Origin of the sequence: Micromonospora sp. NPDC048830, assembly GCF_043198215.1 — a bacterium.
Classification (GTDB): domain Bacteria; phylum Actinomycetota; class Actinomycetes; order Mycobacteriales; family Micromonosporaceae; genus Micromonospora.
The window spans coordinates 1-15,893 of record NZ_JBICUP010000001.1 but is presented as its reverse complement, the minus strand read 5'-3'; the positions used below and the strand labels follow the sequence as shown (position 1 = coordinate 15,893).

Here is a 15,893-nt window from a genome sequence, read left to right as displayed (position 1 = left end):
GGGCGGCCTTAGCGGGGCGGCGGGAGGGCGTAGCCGACGTAGCCGCGCCATACCAGCGGCCAGCCGGGCGGCACGAGGTCCGCGCACGCCTTCCGGTTGCCGGTGCAGACGACCGCGTCCACCGAGGCCGGGTCGGCCGGCGGGCGGTCGGACAGCACCGACTGGAGCGCCACCAGGTCCGGGGAGCCGCCGTCGGCGTCCCGCAGCAGCAGCCACCACGGGTACTCCCAGTTGTCGTTCTGCTGCACCAGCCCGATCCGCCGCGCCCCGGACGCCCGGACCGCGTCGGCCGCCCAGCGGAACTCCTCGGCCCACTGCGGCCGGCGCAGGAAACGGGTGTCCCAGTCCGACGTGGTGAAGACCGAGCCGGCCCCGACCAGCCGGCGCGGGAAGCCGTACGACAGCGCGAGGACCCCGGCCAGCGCCGACGTGGCCAGCACGGTCACCGCCAGCCCGACCGCCACCGACCGCCGCCGGCCCGCCGCCGAGCCCGGGTCGAGGCGGCGGCGGAACAGCGCGTCCAGCCAGAGCCCGGCCAGCGGGGCCGCCAGGACCAGGGCGTAGAGCAGCAGCCGGTTTCCCCACGGCTGCCACTTGATCATCGCGGTGTGCAGCGCCACGGTGGTCACCACCACGACCGCGTACGCCCGCAGCGCGCCGGCCGCCGCCGGGCTGACCCGGGCCGGTCGAGCCACCGCCAGCGCCGCCCCGATCAGCGCCAGCGCGCCGGCCAGCGAAAACGCCACCCGGTCCTCATCGGGGTACCAGGCCGGCACCGGGAAGATCTCGCGGCCGAACGTGATGGCCCGGTCCTGCGGATCCACCCCGATCGCCCGGGCGCCGTCCATGATCGCCTCGGCCGTCCCGGAGCGCACCGGCGCGAGCGGGGTGTCCAGTGCGGTGTGCCCGATTCGCAGGGCGTTGACCAGCACGGACGCGGGGTCGTGCCGCTCCATCGGGATGGACTCGCGCAGCCGCGGTGGCCCCAGCGGGTGGCCGAACTCCGCCTGCACCCGGGCCAGGAACGGGCCGACCACCACCAGCGCCACCAGCAGCACCAGCAGGGAACCCGCCACCGAGCGGGCGACTCCGGCGACCCGTGCCGGCGCCGGTCCGCCCTGGCCGGCCTCGCCCGCGTCCGCCGGCCGGAGCCGGCCGCTCCCCGGGTACGCCGGCCGGAGTTGACCGATTCCCAGGTAGGCCAGTCGGAGCTGGCCGATCCCCCACAACAGCAGCAGCGGGCCGACCGCGATCAGCCCGCTCGTCTTCGTCACGGCCGTCAACCCGGTCGCCGCGCCGAGCAGCAGCACGGTGCCGACGCCGGCCCGCCGGCGCAGCCCGTCCAGCGCCAGGCTCGCCACGCAGGCGACCCACGCGGCGCAGACCAGGTCGGTCTGGGTGCTGGTCGCCTGGAGCGCCACCATCGGCGTGGTGGCCAGCACGAACGCGGTGAGCGCCTGGGCCCGCCGCCCCCCGCCGAGCTGGGCGGCGATCCGGGCGGCGACCAGCAGGCAGCCCACCCCGGCGGCCCACTGGACCAGGTTGTGCAGCCCGTCCCCGCCGGTGAACAGCCGCAGGTGCAGCAGCAGGTACTCGGCCCCCGGCGGGATCGTCACCTGCCGGTGGATCGCCGTGGGCCAGAACTCCAGGCTCCGCTGGGCCACCCAGTGCTCCACCTTCGGCAGGTGGTAGGTCTGCGAGTCGAAGTTGTTCGGCTCGGCGAGCAGGGCGATCAGCAGCTCGACCAGGACCAGCCCGCCGGTCGTGCCGAGGAGCAGGCGCTCCCCGCGTCCCGCCGTACGCCAAGAATCGGCCAGCCCGGCGCGGCGCGCGCGGACGGCGGCGGCCAGCGCGCCCACGGACGTGCCCTCGCGGCGCAGCCGCCACCTGGCCGCCGCCACCGCGACGGCGAGCAGCAGCAGCCAGGCCGCCGCGAACGCGGGCAGGGTCAACAGGCGCAGCGCACCGAGCAGCTCCACGGTCAGCACCGCGAACGCGCCGGCGACCAGCGCCGCCCGCAGCACGGCCAGCCGCAGCGGGGCGACCGTCTCCGCCCGGCGGGGGCGCAGCGCCACGGCGAACGACACGACGGCGGCCGGCGGGACCGCCACGAGCAGGGAGCCGGCTGCCGACATGGCGCGAAGTATTCACCATGCGGCTGAGAACGCGGCTCCGACGCCCGGCGATGGCCAGCAGCACCTCGCTGACCTGCCAGGCTAGGCTAGGTCTGACGTGTCGTCGCCACCGTGGAGATTCCCGTGAAGCTCTCGATCCTCATGCCGGTCTACAACGAGGAAGAACGCATCGCGGATGCCCTCAAGCAGGCCCTGGCGGTCGACTACCCGTGCGAGATCGAGCTGGTGGTGGTCGACGACGGCAGCCGGGACGGCACAGCCGAGATCCTCGGCCGGGCGGACGACACCCGACTGCGCGTGGTCACCCACCAGCGCAACGCGGGCAAGGGCGCGGCCATCAGAACGGCGGTCGACAACGCCGAGGGCGACTACATGGTCATCCTCGACGCGGACCTGGAGTACGACCCGCAGGACATCCCGAAGCTGCTCGACCCGGTGCTCGACGGCCGCGCCACGGTGGTCTACGGCAATCGCACCTTCGGCAGCCACAGCGCGTACAGCTTCTGGTACGTGATGGGCAACAAGGGCGTCACCATGGCGGCCAACATCCTGTTCAACTCCTACATCGGCGACCTGGAGACCTGCTTCAAGCTGATGCCGGTCGCCCTCTACCGCTCCCTCGACGTCCGCTCCCGCGGCTTCGGCATGGAGGCGGAGGTGACCGGCAAGCTGCTGCGCCGGCGCATCCGCCCGTACGAGGTGCCGATCAGCTACCGCGCGCGGGGCCGCGAGGAGGGCAAGAAGATCACCTGGAAGGACGGCGTCGAGGCGCTCTGGATCCTCGGCCGGGAGCGCACCCGCCGCCATTCCCTCGCCGGCTCGCAGCACTGACGCTACTCAGCCGCCGCTCAGCCGAGCCGTGCAGCCAGGAAGGCGCTGACCGAGCGGCGCAGGCCCGCCGGGTCCAGCCCGTGCCAGCGGGTGTGCTCCTCGGTGGAGCCGTACCGCCGCAGTTCCTCCCGCCCCACCCCCAGCGCCAGCAGCCGGTGCGGCCGGTCCGCCAGCGCGTCGCCCACCATCCGCGCGGACGTGCCCGCCAGGTAGGGCTCGACCAGGATCACCTCGGTGCCCGCGAGCGCCCGCAGCCCGGCCACGTCGAACGGCCGGGGCCGGTGCGTGTACGCCACCGTCACCGCAAGCCCCTCGACGGCCGCGAGCGCCGCGTCCAGCGTCGGTCCCACCGCGACCAGCAGCGGTGCCCCCGGCCCCGCGTCCCGCACCACGTCCAGCGTGCCGTCGCCGCCGCGCGGCCGGGCGTTGGCCTGCGTCGACAGCCGCACGTACGCCGGCCCGTCGCCGTCGACCGCCGCGCGGAGCAGGGCGGGCACCTCGTCGGCGTGGCCGGGCACGTGCACCGTCCAGCGGGGCAGGGTGTCGATCAGGGCCACGTCGGCCGGGGAGAGGTGGGTACGGCCGGCGGCGGCCCGGTCGTACGACGCCCCGACGCTGACCAGCACCGCGCTCACCCCCTGGTGGTCGAGGTCGAGCTTGATCTGCTCGTACGCCCGCTCGACGAGGAACGGCGCGTAGCTGTGCACCACCGGCCGCAGCCCGGTCAGGGCGAGCCCGCCCGCCACCCCGAGCATCAACTGCTCCCGGATGCCGACGTTGAGCACCCGGTCGGGGTGCCGCCCGGCGGCCGGGGCGAACGCCGCCGCCGAGATGTCGGCGAGCACCAGCGCGGTGCGCGGCTGCTCGGCCAGCAGCGCCGTGGTGGTGTCGATGAAGGCTTCCCGCATCATGGTCACTCCCCGTCCCGTACGACCGCGACGACAACGTGCGGCCGGTTCCCGTCCTGCCCGGTGAGGGCGGCGTGCAGGGCGTCGTGGTCGCGCCCGTCCACGGTCGCGGCGGTCCACCGGTTGACGGTGAACCGGGCCGCCGCGCCGTCGCCCGGCCAGCCGTGGGTGGCCGAGGCGTTGTCGATCACCACGGCGGTCAGGTTCGCCAGCCCGACCGCGCCCGCGTACGCGATCGCCTCGTGGTTGGAGCCCTCGTCGAGTTCGGCGTCGCCGAGCAGGACGTACACCCGGGGGGTCAGCAGGCCCTGGGCCCGCAGCCCGAGCGCGGTGCCCACGCCCAGGCCGAGGCCGTGGCCCAGCGACCCGGAGCCGATCTCCACCCCCGGCACCAGCAGCCGGTCGGGGTGGTCGCCGAGCCGGCTGTCCGGGCCGCCCTGGTCGTCCAGCCAGTCCACGGGTACGAAGCCCTTGGCGGCGAGCACGGCGTAGTAGCCGGCGACCGCGTGCCCCTTGGAGAGCAGGAACCGGTCCCGGTCCGGATCGTCGACGGTCTCCGGGGTGATCCGCAGGACCCGGTCGTAGAGCACCCAGAGCACGTCGACCGTGGAGTACACGTTGGCGCCGAACTCCCGTCCGGCGCGGATCCGCTCCAGCAGCGGCGCGACGGGCCCCGGCGGGCCGGCGGCCGAGGCGGGTGGACCGCCGGCGGGGGTCGGGGCGGTGGCAGTCATGATTGTCATGCGGCTAGCCTGCAAGTTGAAGTCCACTTCAACTCAAGGCGAACGTGATGCAGGAGTCATTGACGATCGGGCAGCTCGCCGCGCGCAGCGGCGTGGCGCCCTCGGCGCTGCGCTACTACGAGCGCCTCGGCCTGATCCGGGCCGAGCGCACCGGCGGCAACCAGCGCCGGTACGCCCGCGGCGAGCTGCGCCGGGTGGCGTTCGTCCGGATCGCCCAGCAGGTCGGCATCTCCCTGGAGGAGATCCGCGCGGCCCTCGACTCCCTGCCCGCCTCCCGTACCCCGACCGCGGCCGACTGGGCGAAGCTGTCCACCGCCTGGCGGGCCCGCCTCGACGAGAAGATCCGCCTGCTGTCCAATCTCCGCGACGACCTCGACGGGTGCATCGGCTGCGGCTGCCTGTCGCTGCGGCGCTGCACCCTGTACAACCCGGAGGACAAGCTGTCGGGCGAGGGCGCGGGCGCCCGGTTGATGCTGCCCGAGGGCACCCCCGACTGAGGTCAGCCGACGGTGAGCAGCACCTTGCCGAAGTGCGCGTTGGACTCGACCAGCCGGTGCGCCTCGGCGGCCTCGGTCATCGGCAGCCGCCGGTCGACCACCGGCCGTACCGCACCCGCCGACACCAGCGGCCAGACCTGCTCGCGTACGCCCGCCACGATCTCCGCCTTCTCCGCCGGCGGCCGGGACCGCAGCGCGGTGGCCGCCACCGTGGCCCGCTTGGCGAGCAGCGCGCCGAGGTCCAGCTCGGCCTTCCGGCCGCCCTGCATGCCGATCACCACGAGCCGGCCGCCGGTGGCCAGCGCCGCCACGTTCCGGGCCAGGTACGCCGCGCCCATGATGTCGAGGACGACGTCCGCACCCCGGCCGTCGGTGACCCGCCGTACCTCCTCGACGAAGTCCTGCTCCCGGTAGTCGATCGTGTGCGCCGCGCCCAGCTCGCGCAGCCGCTCGTGCTTCGCCGCCCGACCGGTCACCACCACGGTCGCGCCGAGGGCCGTGCCGAGCTGGACGGCGAACGTGCCGATCCCGCTGCCGCCGCCGTGCACCAGCAGGGTCTCGCCCTTCGCCAGCCCGGCCAGCCGCACCACGTTCGACCAGACCGTGCAGGCCACCTCGGGCAGCGCCGCCGCGTCGACCAGGCCGACGCCGTCCGGCACCGGCAGCAGCTGCCCGGCGGGCACGGCCACCCGTTCGGCGTAGCCGCCGCCGGCCAGCAGCGCGCAGACCTCCTGGCCGACCTCCCAGCCGGTCACGTCCGGCCCGACAGCGCTGACCACCCCCGCGCACTCCAGACCGGGGTACGGCGACGCGCCCGGCGGCGGCGGGTAGTGCCCCTGCCGTTGCAGCAGGTCGGCCCGGTTGACCGCGCTGGCCCGCACGTCCACGACGACCTCGTCGGGGCCGGGCCGCGGATCGGGCACCTCCGCCCAGACGAGTGCCTCGGGTCCGCCGGGTTCCGGGATGGTGATCGCGCGCATGGCCCAGTCTTACCCGATCGGGCCCGTCGTCCACGTCGGGGCCGGAATCTCCTCCACCGTCCGCTGGCGGAGCGGGCCGGCAGGGCCGGCCACTGTGGATCTTCCCGGTGGCCGCGACACCGGTGACCAGCAGGACGGCCGGAGTGTCGCACTTCGGGCCGTCCTGGCGCCGACGGTGGGACGGCGGCTCGCCCACTGGTCGACTTCTGGCAGACTAGGCAGCGGTCGCGTCCCCCGGGGCGTGGCCCGGGAGGGTTCGCCTAGTGGCCGATGGCGCTGGTCTTGAAAACCGGTAGGGCGGCAACGTCCTCGTGGGTTCGAATCCCACACCCTCCGCTCTTCCGCACCGTCGACCGCTGCGGCTGGGGCCTGGACTGCCCAGGGCTTCGGCGGGGAACTCGTACCCGGGTGTGGCGGGTTCAGGCGATCAGCAGGCGAAGGCCAAGCTCTGCCGCGTCGAGATCGACGAGGTCGCGGTTGCTCTCTGCCCACCGACCTGAGCCGAGGTCGTCACGGAGGTTCTGCACTGCCCTCTGCTCGGCGTCCGGCCCGACCCTGGCCCAGACCGACACCCCGCGCCGGACGTTCTCGTCCAGGTATGCCTCGGGCTGCCGCCAGTAGGCCTCGAAGAAGCCGTCAGCGCAGTCCCACGGGATGGGCACCGGCTCCACGCGGGCTCCGATCGCGCTGGCCAGCTCGGTCAGCGAAGGCCGGCCGGCAACGAGGCTCGCGGCTTCAGGAAGGTAGTCGCGAGTAAGCCAGAACCGATTGAGCCATCCGCTGTCGCTGGTGTCGTGCGTGAACACCACCACGCGGCGGGCGACGCGCCGCATCTCGCGCAGGCCCGCGATCGGGTCCTGCCAGTGATGGATGGTGGCGAAAGCCATCGCCGCGTCGAAGGACTGGTCCGCGAACGGAAGGCTCTCCGCGGCGGCAGCCACGCACAGCGCTGCGCCTGCGGGGCGCTGCGCGCGCATGAGCGCCGACGGTTCCACCGCGGTGACGGCACGGTCGGTGGGCTCGTAGGAGCCGGTACCAGCCCCGACATTCAGTACCGTCCGCGCGTCGCCGAGCGCAGCCCAGACCCTTGCGGCGATCCGCGGCTCGGTGCGCCGCGTCACGGTGTAGGTGGCTCCGATGGTGTCGTACAACTGCGCGCTGGACATGCCCCGCCTCCCTGGCCGTCACCAGCCCCACGCCGCGCACGGTGGCCTGGCGTCGCTGCCCTGGAGAATAGGTTCCGGTGCTTGAGGAGCCAACCGGTAAGCCGGAAGCCGTTAGCCCCGCTTCCTGCGGCTCGTCGCGTACCAGAGGAGCCCGCCGAGCAGCGCCGCCGACGTGACGAGACAGCAGCAGAGCATGAGGATGTGGAACGGCTTGATCGCGCCCATGCCGCCGCACTCTATCGGCGCCCGGCGATGCCGATGCTCTCAGCCCCGCCGCGCCGGTACGCGAGCCAACCGATCGCCACGAACCAGGCGTGCACCTCCAGCACGAGCAGGCGCTGGACGAGCCCGGCGACGCCGTGCTCCGCGCCGTCGGCGGTCGGCTGGAACGTCGCGAAGAACGTGACCAGCAGCGCCAGCGTCAGCGGGCTGCCGAAGGGAAGCCAGGCACCGAACCGTCGCCATCCGGCGACGTCGCGGAACCAGCGGCCGGCCGTCGAAGCGACGGAACGCGCCGGCAACCGGCCCGAACGCACCACGTACCGGATCACGGACGCGGGGCGGGTCACCCTGGACGAGTGGCTGCGCGACATGCTGTCCACCCCGGCCCGCGAGTACGCCGATTTCCCGGCCGCCCTGTCGTTCCTGCCGAACCTCGCCCCACCGGACGCGGTCGACGCGTTGACCACCCGCGTCGCCCGCCTCACCGAGCGGCTCGCCGCGCTCGACGCGGAGGTGGCCGAGGTCGGCCGGTTCCTGCCCCGGCTGTTCGCGATCGAGACCGAGTACCAGCGGCAGGTCGTCGACGCCGAGCTGGCGTACGTCCGCAGCCTGGTCGAGGACCTGCGCGCCGGGCGGATCACCTGGCCCCGGGTATGAGCCCGACGGGGCGACGCCGCCGGATGTCGCGCCTCCCCGCGACGCGCGGCGGCGAGCTGAGGGACGCGCGGGGCGCAGCGGGGTAAGAAGGGGCGCAGGAAATCGCGCCCACTGGAAGGATGCCGCCCCGATGACCCTGGAACGACCGATCGCCCCGGACCCGTACGAGCTGCTGCCGACCGTTCCGTCGTTCACGCTGACCAGTGACGACGTGGCCAACGGCGAGCCGATGGACGAGCGGTACGCGCACGGCAGCGTCGGCGGCGGGAACATCTCGCCGCACCTGGCCTGGTCGGACTTTCCCGCCGGGACGAAGAGCTTCGTGGTGACCTGTCTCGACCCGGACGCGCCGACCGGTAACGGCTTCTGGCACTGGTCGCTGGTCAACGTGCCCGTGTCGGTGACCGAGCTGCCCCGCGGAGTCGAGGAGAGCGACCTCGGCGGCGCGTTCAGCGTCCGCAACGACTACGGCGACACCGGGTACGGCGGCGCCGCCCCGCCGGCCGGCGACCGGCCGCACCGGTACGTCTTCGTCGTGCACGCGGTCGACGTGGACCGCCTCGACGTCCCGCCGAGCGCCTCGCCGGCGGCCGTCGGCTTCAACCTCGCCTTTCACACTCTCGCCCGGGCGGTCATCCGCCCCACGTATCAGGTCAAGGAGTGAGCCCCGGCCCCGCGATCTTGCACTTTCGGCCCTGGCGAAGCGGACGAATGCCGCGGAGCAGGGGCTCGAAGTGCAAGATCGCGAGGGCGGAGGGTTACGACGGGACGCGGGCGACCGCGAAGACGGACTGACCGAACGGGGGGCGGACCAGCTGCTCCGCGGCCTTCGTGGCCGGGAGTACCAGGGTGTCGTACACCTTCACCATCGGGCCCTCCTTCGGCATCAGCCGGAAGACCTTGGTCGCCATGAAGTAGCCGATCAGGCCGAGCGCGTTCGCGTAGTGGATCTTCTCCACCCTCAGGCCGGCCTCGGTCATCGCGGCGGCCAGGGTCTTCTTCGTGTACCGGCGGACGTGCCCGGTGGCGATGTCCGCCGGGCTCATCGCGAACTGGAACGCCGGCACGATGATGATCACGGCGCCGCCCGGCCGGACCAGGTCGCGCATGCTGCTCAGCGCGCTCACATGGTCCTCGATGTGCTCCAGCACGTTGTACGACACCGCGGCGCTGTGGTCCCCGCGCTCGGAGTGCGGCAGCAGCATCTGCCGTACCTCGATGTTCGGCTCGTCGGCGAGGCGCTCCTTCAGCGCGACCAGCCGGTCCGGGTCGGCCTCGGTGGCGGTGAAGCGGGGCAGGCGCGCGGCCCACTCCAGGGCGTAGTCGCCCAGACCGCTGCCGATCTCGATGGGGTTGTCACCGAGGTACGGGACGGCCAGCTCCACGAACCACCTACGGTGGTTGACCGCCGTGGCGAGGCCCTCCAGGACCTCCGACTGGACACGCTGATCCCCAGTGATTTCTGCCATGCGTCGATTCCTCACGGTGTGACTCGACCTGACCCGGGACCGACAGAGTGAACCATCCGATGGGGACGGCGGCAAATTGGGGCACCGCGGTGGCCGAATTGTGGTCGGGGGTGGGCACTGGATCGGAGGCCGGCGAACCCGGCACATAGTACGCCAGTACCCGGAAACGTGCCACGTCGGTGTCATTCCGTGACTACGCTATGAATTGTCATGACTACTCCCCAACCGGGCCGCCCTGGCGACGCCGCCGGGGACGGCGCGGGTGCCGCCCCCGCTCTGAGCGGCGTCGGGGGCGGTGCGTCCGGCGGCGGGCGAATCGGGTCCGCGGTGTCCCGTCGCGGTCGATGGGTGGACGCCGCCGCCCTGCTCAGCTTCGCGCTCCTGGGTTTCTGGGTGACCGCCCGGTTCTGGGCGGATCCCGCTGCGGGGGTGCGCGACAACAGGTCGGACCAGGCGCTGTTCGAATGGATGATGGCGCACGGTGCCCGCGTCGTGACCGATTTCGCCTATCCGTTCGCCTCGGACCGGATGAATGTGCCCGACGGCGTCAATCTGATGGCCAACACATCCGTATTATCCGTTTCTCTCCCAATGGCACCGGTCACCGTTCTTTTCGGGCCGCGTACGGCGTTTCTGGTCTTTCTCACCGGCGGCATGATCGCCACCGCGGCGGCCTGGTACCTCGTGCTCTCCCGGGTGCTGGTCGGATCCCGAGGGCCGGCCTGGCTCGGCGCGGGCTTCTGCGCGTTCGCGCCCGCGATGGTCTCGCACGCGAACGCCCACCCCAACATCGTCAGCCAGTTCGTGGTGCCGCTGATCGTCTGGCGCACCCTGCGGCTGCCCGACGGCGGCCGGTGGCTGCGCAACGGGGTGCTGCTCGGACTGGTGGTCGTCTGGCAGGCCTTCGTCAACCTGGAGATCCTGCTGATGACCGCGATCGGGCTCGGCGTGGTGGTCGCCGCGCTGGCCCTGGGCCGGCCGGACCTGCGGCGCCGGGCCCGACCCTTCGCCGCCGGCCTCGGCGTGGCCGCCGCGGTCGCCGGGGCCCTGCTGGCGTACCCGCTGTACGTGCAGTTCTTCGGGCCCGGCGCGTACGAGGGGCTGTCCCGGCTGATCCGGGGCTACCGCACCGACCTCGCCTCGTTCACCGCGTTCGCCCGCGAGTCGGTCGCCGGCGACCCCCGCGTCACCCGGCACCTGGCGAAGAACCCCACCGAGGAGAACGGCTTCTTCGGCTGGCCCCTGGTCATCCTGGTCGGCGCGCTGGTGTGGTGGCTGCGGCGCAGCCCCGCGGTGCTCGGCCTCGCCGCGGTCGGCCTGATCTTCGCCGTGCTCTCCCTCGGCCGGGAGATCCAGTTCGAGGGGCGGGCGACCGGGGTGCCGGCCCCGTGGGCGGCGCTGGAGAACCTGCCGATCCTGCACTCGGTGGTACCCACCCGGTGGGCGCTGGCGATCACCCCGGTGGTCGGGGTGCTGCTCGCGCTCGGCGCCGAACGCGCCCGCCGGCTCGCCCGGGAGCACCCGGCCGCCCGGCCGCAGATCCGCTTCGCCACCGCCACGGTGTTGACGATGGCGCTGCTGCCCGCGTTCCCCACCCCGCTGCCCTCGGTACGCCTCGACCCCGTGCCCGAGTTCGTGACCTCCGGCGCCTGGCGCCCGTACGTGACGGGCGGGCGCAGCGTGGTCAGCCTGCCGCAGCCCGACACCGACTACGCGGACCCGCTGCGCTGGTCGGCGGCGACGGGGCTCGACATGCCGCTCGCCCGGGGCTACTTCCTCGGGCCCGACACCCGGCCCGGCGCGCCGGAGGGGCCGATCGCCCTGTTCACCGCACCGCCGCGCCCCACCAGCAGCTTCTTCACCACGATCCGGCGCACCGGTGCGGTGCCGCCGATCACGCCGCAGGCCCGGGCGGCCGCGGTGGACGACCTGCGGTACTGGCGGGCGGGGGTGGTGGTGCTCGGGCCGCACAAGCACGCCGAGGCGCTGCGCCGGGGGATGACGGAGCTGACCGGGCTCAAGCCGACGTACACCGGCGGCGTCTGGCTCTGGGACGTGCGTCCGCTGACCCGGTGAGCGGCGGCCCGTGGGAGGTGCGTCCGCTGACCCGGTGACCGGCGGCCCGAGGCTGACCGGCGGCCCGAGGCTGACCGGCGGCCCGAGGCTGAGCGGCGGCCCGAGGCCGGCTGCCCGGGTCAGGCCGAGCGCAGGCAGCAGCCCTGGCAGACCTTCGGCTCGGGCAGGGTGAAGGCGAGGCAGCAGGTGCGCCGCTGCACCGTCGGCTCGCCGGCCGGCCCGGGCACCAGCTCGACCAGGTCCGCCAGGTCGAGCGCGCCGAGCAGCGTCTCGACGTGCCGGGCCGCGGTGCCGGGCAGCGCGTCGGCCGCGCGCAGCACGCCGTGCGCGATGCCCGAGGCCACCGAGCCCAGCAGCGTACGGGCGCCGATGCGGACCTCGGCCTGGATCGCGGCGACCATCGGGGCGAGATGGGCGTCGAGCAGGGAGCCGCGCAGCGCGGCCAGCAGCTCGGCCTCGTCGGCGACGACCCGGACCTCGGGGAGCCCGGCCAGCGCCAGCGGGTCGTTCGGGAGCACCGCGACCGTGGTCGAGCGTCGCAGCCCGATGCTCACCAGCGGGCGGTCGTCCTCGAAGTGGATCAGCACGTCGGCCGGGTCGAGCAGGGGCACCCGGCGGGCCGCCGCCCAGCCGAGCACGACCGGCAGGGACAGCCAGTAGCTGTACGACTTCCAGGCCAGGGCGGCGCAGGCGTGCGGGGTGCCGCCCCAGCGCAGGGCGGCGGCGTCCAGCAGTTCCGGCAGCCGGCTGCCGTCGACCAGCGTGCTGGCCGGGGCCCAGCGGAACCGGTCGTCGGTCACCAGGAGGCCGGGCGCGAGGCCGGGCAGGTCGTCCGTGCCGAACATCGTGCGCATGGTGGCGGTCACCGGGGCGAGCGGCGCGGCGGCGGTCACCCGCCCGGGCATCACCGCTGTCACCAGGATCTCCCCCCGCCGCACCTCTGGACCGTGAGCTAAGGCTAGCCTAACCACCGCCGCGAAGATAAGGGAAGCCTCACCTCGGTGTGAGGCGGAGGCGTGGGTCACTCCGTACGCCGGCGGCTCGCTCGCCCCGCCCGCGCGGTCCCCGACATGCGCGCCCGCGTACTACCCGGTGGGGGGTGCGGGAAACGACGGGCGCGGGCGCGGGAGCCGGATGCGGTGACATGGGCGCCCGAATTGTCAAGGTGAGTGTCGAGAAGGTGCCAGTTTTGTGCGGCTCTGCGTACGGAACGTGAGACTGGTACTCCCCAGCGTTGAGGAAGCCGATGACGACCTCTCCCACCGAGCGGGCCGCCGACTCGTTCGCGGCCGAACTGGCCCGGCACCGGACCGAGCGGGGGCTGTCCAAGAAACAGTTGGCCACGATGATGGGATTCGACCCGTCGTACGTCAGCCACGTCGAGGGGCGCCGGCACCGGCCGACGGAGGACTTCGCCCGCCGGGCGGAGGCCGTCCTGGAAGCCAGCGGCGCGATCTGGCAGCGCTTCCGGGAGTACGACGAGCTGCGCCACGGCCGCACCACCCCGCCCCACCGCGACCACCCCGCCCCCGGGCAGTGGCTGCCGCCGGGGACCGGCCTGATCGTCGAACGCGAGCAGGCGACCCTCGCCTACGTCGACGACAGCTACCGGTGCGTCATCCGCCGCGAGCTGTACAACGCCGGCACCGAACCCGTCAGCCGCTACCTCGTCCGGATCGCCGTCGACCGGTACCCCAACGACCCGGGTCGTTCCAACCGGCACCACCGGGAACACCCGCTCACGTTCGCCGAGCTGCAGCTGCAGGCGCACCGGTACGACGGTGGCGACCCCGAGCCCATGCACTGGCGGGCCAAGCACGACCGGGACGCGTTCAAGGAGATCTGGCTGCTCTTCGAGAACGACGAGGGGCGGTTCCCGCTCTACCCCGGTGACCGGGTCACCATCGAGTACACGTACCAGGTGGGCCGGGACAAGTGGGGCCCCTGGTTTCAGCGTGCCGTACGCCTGCCCACCCGACGCCTGGCGGTCCGGCTGGACCTCCCCGCGGAGCTGGATCCCCAGGTCTGGGGGGTGGAGACCTCGCTCTCGGCGGAGGAGGGCCCGCTGCGCCGCCCGATCCGCCGCGCGGAGCGCGACGGTCGGGTGCTCTTCGACTGGGACACCGAGGAGCCGCCGCTCAACGCCCGGTACCGGCTGCAGTGGCGCTTCCGCAGCCGCCCGCCCGAGTCGGACACCGGCGGGCCGGCCGGCGGCGACCGGATCCGGGCCAGCGACCGGATGCGCGCCCTCGGCATCGTCCAGCGGGGCGCCGACCTGCTGCGCCAGCCCAGCCGGCGGTTCGACCTGCCCGCCGACGAGGCGACCGCCCGCGAGGTGGTCGACCGGCTCTGCTCGGCGCTGGTCCGCCTCGACGAGCTGCACCCGTTCAGCAAGGGCGTCGGCATCGCCGCCCCGCAGCTCGGCCTTCCCTGGGCCGCCGCCGTCGTACGTCCACCCGACCGCGCGGCCGATTCCGTGGTGCTGCTCAACCCCCGCGTCGTGGAGTCGTCGGTTGAGGCCGACGAGCAGTACGAAGGCTGCCTCTCCTTCTTCGACCACCGGGGTCTGGTGCCCCGGCCGCTGCGCATCGGCGTCGAGCACACCCAGTGGGACGGCAGCCGCGTCATCACCGCGTTCGAGTTCGCCATGGCCCGGCTCGTGGCGCACGAGATCGACCACCTCGACGGGCGGCTGTACGTCGACCGGATGACGCCGGGCGTGCCGCTGGTCCCGGTGGAGGAGTACCGCGAGACCGGCAACCCCTGGCGGTACTGACCCGACGCCGGCGGGGACCGGGTCGCGTGCCCCAGGGGGCAGGGGCACGCGACCCGGTTTTCGGGGGGAGGAAAGCCTTTCGATGCCGACCGCTCGGCCGCCCGCGTGGGCGCCGCTACAACTCGCCGAACGTGTCGTACCGGACGTGCGCGGGCGGGACGTCGTCCCCGGCGAGCGCCTGCAGCGTGTTCCGGACCAACCGGGCCGAGCCCGCGACGTAGCAGTCGTGGGTGGTCCACGGGCCGTACCGGCTGACCACCTCGACGACGTCGCCCTGCTCGCCCCCGAAGTCCGGGTCCTGGCTGCACGCCGGGGTCACCGACAGCCAGGGATGGGCGGCCACCAGCTCCCGCAGTCCGGCCAACCCGTACAGGTCCTCGGCCCGCCGGTCGCCGTAGAAGACGTGCACCCAGCGGGTCCGGTTCCAGGTCGCCAGATCCTCGACCAGAGCCTTGATCGGGGCCAGCCCCACCCCGCCCGCCACGCAGAGGATGTCCCGCTCCGAGGAGCGGTCCACCGTCATCGACCCCATCGGTGCGGCCACCCGGAGCAGATCACCGGGCTTCGTCCGGCGGACCAGCACCCCGGACAGCCAGCCCGCCCCCGGCGGCGTCCGGACGTGGAACTCCAGGACGCCGTCGTCGTTCGGCGCGTTCGCCACCGAGTACGTACGCCAGACCCGGGGCAGGTGCCGGGGCGCCTCGACGCTCACGTACTGCCCGGCCCGCCAGCGCAGCGGATGCTGGAGGGCGCGGACGGTCAGCACGGCCGTGTCCGGGCCGTGCCGCTCGTGGGTCAGCACCTCGGCGTGCCAGAACGGCGGGTTCTCGTCCGCCGCCGCCCCGGCCCCCATCTTCTCGGTGATCGCCGCGTACGTGTCCCGCCACGCATGGTCGTACTCCAGGTTCCAGCCGTCCCCGGCCGTGGTGCGCAGCGCGTCCAGCAGCGCGATCCCCGCGGTCTGGTAGTGCCCCGCGTCGACGTGGTACTTCCGGTGGTCCCGCCCCAGAGAGCGCAGGTACTCCTCGAAGCTCTCGACGTCGTCCACCACCTGGATCGCGGTGACGATCGCGTCCAGGAGACGGTTGCCCTGGCCGGCCATCTCCGCCGGAAAGAGTTGGCGCAACGTGGGATCGAGCAGGAACAACCGGGCGTAGAAGTACTCGCCCAGCCGATCCCGGTCCCCCTCGACCAGGGCCCAGCTCTCCTTCAGCAACCGCGCGAAGTTGTCCATGGGCGTCCTCCTCCTGCCGGCGCATCGGGCACCCACAGAATGTCCACGGAGCGTGTCCACCGGTCGCACAGAATGTGCGACCACCTCATGCCGCCCGCTAGTCCCAACGTCGCTCGGTTAAGGCGTTGTGGCGGCTGTCGAGGGGTGTGTCGCTCAGGCAAACAGAAGCGGAGTTCCGGTATTGAGGTGAGTCACTCCA

Annotated in this window: 14 protein-coding genes, 1 tRNA gene and 1 pseudogene; 7 read left to right on the top strand and 9 right to left on the bottom strand. The window is 73.4% G+C overall.

What is annotated here, in order from left to right; genetic code table 11:
* Positions 1-8: 8 nt before the first annotated feature.
* Positions 9-2,135, bottom strand: a complete 2,127-nt coding sequence (locus ACGFIZ_RS00080; RefSeq protein ID WP_393413742.1) for a hypothetical protein — start codon at positions 2,133-2,135, stop codon at positions 9-11.
* Positions 2,136-2,258: 123 nt separating this feature from the next.
* On the opposite strand from ACGFIZ_RS00080, the gene ACGFIZ_RS00075 reads away from it, so the two are divergent.
* Positions 2,259-2,966 carry a glycosyltransferase family 2 protein gene (locus ACGFIZ_RS00075; RefSeq protein ID WP_393413739.1) on the top strand — a complete coding sequence of 236 codons (708 nt, stop codon included), beginning with the start codon at positions 2,259-2,261 and terminating at the stop codon, positions 2,964-2,966.
* A 17-nt stretch (positions 2,967-2,983) separates the two neighbouring features.
* Here ACGFIZ_RS00075 and ACGFIZ_RS00070 read toward each other — a convergent pair whose 3' ends face one another.
* Positions 2,984-3,874: a transketolase family protein gene (locus ACGFIZ_RS00070; RefSeq protein ID WP_393414808.1), complete on the bottom strand. Its 891-nt coding sequence runs from the start codon at positions 3,872-3,874 to the stop codon at positions 2,984-2,986.
* A 5-nt stretch (positions 3,875-3,879) separates the two neighbouring features.
* Positions 3,880-4,608 (bottom strand): transketolase, encoded by a 729-nt coding sequence (locus ACGFIZ_RS00065; protein WP_393414805.1) that lies wholly within the window; start codon positions 4,606-4,608, stop codon positions 3,880-3,882.
* A 56-nt stretch (positions 4,609-4,664) separates the two neighbouring features.
* Between ACGFIZ_RS00065 and soxR the strand changes: the two genes are divergently transcribed.
* A complete protein-coding gene (gene soxR, locus ACGFIZ_RS00060) occupies positions 4,665-5,114 on the top strand; it encodes a redox-sensitive transcriptional activator SoxR (RefSeq protein ID WP_393413736.1) in 450 nt (149 codons plus the stop codon).
* A 2-nt stretch (positions 5,115-5,116) separates the two neighbouring features.
* On the opposite strand, the gene ACGFIZ_RS00055 is transcribed toward soxR, so the two are convergent.
* The gene (locus tag ACGFIZ_RS00055) at positions 5,117-6,094 is read right to left on the bottom strand and encodes an NAD(P)H-quinone oxidoreductase (protein WP_393413733.1); all 978 of its coding nucleotides are present in this window, start codon (positions 6,092-6,094) and stop codon (positions 5,117-5,119) included.
* A gap of 249 nt (positions 6,095-6,343) precedes the next feature.
* On the opposite strand from ACGFIZ_RS00055, the gene ACGFIZ_RS00050 reads away from it, so the two are divergent.
* Positions 6,344-6,430, top strand: a tRNA-Ser gene (locus tag ACGFIZ_RS00050).
* A gap of 83 nt (positions 6,431-6,513) precedes the next feature.
* On the opposite strand, the pseudogene ACGFIZ_RS00045 reads toward ACGFIZ_RS00050, so the two are convergent.
* Both ACGFIZ_RS00045 and ACGFIZ_RS00040 read right to left on the bottom strand, forming a co-directional pair.
* A pseudogene (locus ACGFIZ_RS00045) lies at positions 6,514-7,251 on the bottom strand (class I SAM-dependent methyltransferase); the annotation flags it as partial.
* 245 nt (positions 7,252-7,496) lie between these two features.
* Positions 7,497-7,853, bottom strand: coding sequence for a hypothetical protein (locus ACGFIZ_RS00040; protein WP_393413730.1), 357 nt, complete (start codon positions 7,851-7,853; stop codon positions 7,497-7,499).
* Between ACGFIZ_RS00040 and ACGFIZ_RS00035 the strand changes: the two genes are divergently transcribed.
* Together ACGFIZ_RS00035 and ACGFIZ_RS00030 are read left to right on the top strand one after the other, a co-directional pair.
* Complete coding sequence (locus tag ACGFIZ_RS00035; protein WP_393413727.1) at positions 7,852-8,139, top strand: hypothetical protein; 288 nt, start codon at positions 7,852-7,854, stop codon at positions 8,137-8,139. The two genes, ACGFIZ_RS00040 and ACGFIZ_RS00035, sit on opposite strands and share 2 nt — an antisense overlap.
* A 130-nt stretch (positions 8,140-8,269) precedes the next feature.
* Entirely contained in the window at positions 8,270-8,803 is a 534-nt protein-coding gene (locus ACGFIZ_RS00030) for a YbhB/YbcL family Raf kinase inhibitor-like protein (protein ID WP_393413724.1), read from the top strand.
* Between the two features lie 94 nt (positions 8,804-8,897).
* Here the strand turns inward: ACGFIZ_RS00030 and ACGFIZ_RS00025 are convergent, their stop codons facing one another.
* A complete protein-coding gene (locus ACGFIZ_RS00025; protein WP_393413721.1) occupies positions 8,898-9,608 on the bottom strand; it encodes a class I SAM-dependent methyltransferase in 711 nt (236 codons plus the stop codon).
* A gap of 210 nt (positions 9,609-9,818) precedes the next feature.
* Between ACGFIZ_RS00025 and ACGFIZ_RS00020 the strand changes: the two genes are divergently transcribed.
* Positions 9,819-11,684: a hypothetical protein gene (locus ACGFIZ_RS00020; protein ID WP_393413718.1), complete on the top strand. Its 1,866-nt coding sequence runs from the start codon at positions 9,819-9,821 to the stop codon at positions 11,682-11,684.
* Positions 11,685-11,803: 119 nt separating this feature from the next.
* On the opposite strand, the gene ACGFIZ_RS00015 is transcribed toward ACGFIZ_RS00020, so the two are convergent.
* Positions 11,804-12,589 carry an IucA/IucC family C-terminal-domain containing protein gene (locus ACGFIZ_RS00015; RefSeq protein ID WP_393414802.1) on the bottom strand — a complete coding sequence of 262 codons (786 nt, stop codon included), beginning with the start codon at positions 12,587-12,589 and terminating at the stop codon, positions 11,804-11,806.
* Between the two features lie 341 nt (positions 12,590-12,930).
* Here ACGFIZ_RS00015 and ACGFIZ_RS00010 point away from each other — a divergent pair, with 341 nt between their 5' ends.
* Positions 12,931-14,460, top strand: a complete 1,530-nt coding sequence (locus ACGFIZ_RS00010; protein ID WP_393413715.1) for a peptide deformylase — start codon at positions 12,931-12,933, stop codon at positions 14,458-14,460.
* A 115-nt stretch (positions 14,461-14,575) separates the two neighbouring features.
* On the opposite strand, the gene ACGFIZ_RS00005 is transcribed toward ACGFIZ_RS00010, so the two are convergent.
* A complete protein-coding gene (locus ACGFIZ_RS00005) occupies positions 14,576-15,694 on the bottom strand; it encodes a globin domain-containing protein (protein ID WP_393413712.1) in 1,119 nt (372 codons plus the stop codon).
* Positions 15,695-15,893 lie beyond the last annotated feature (199 nt).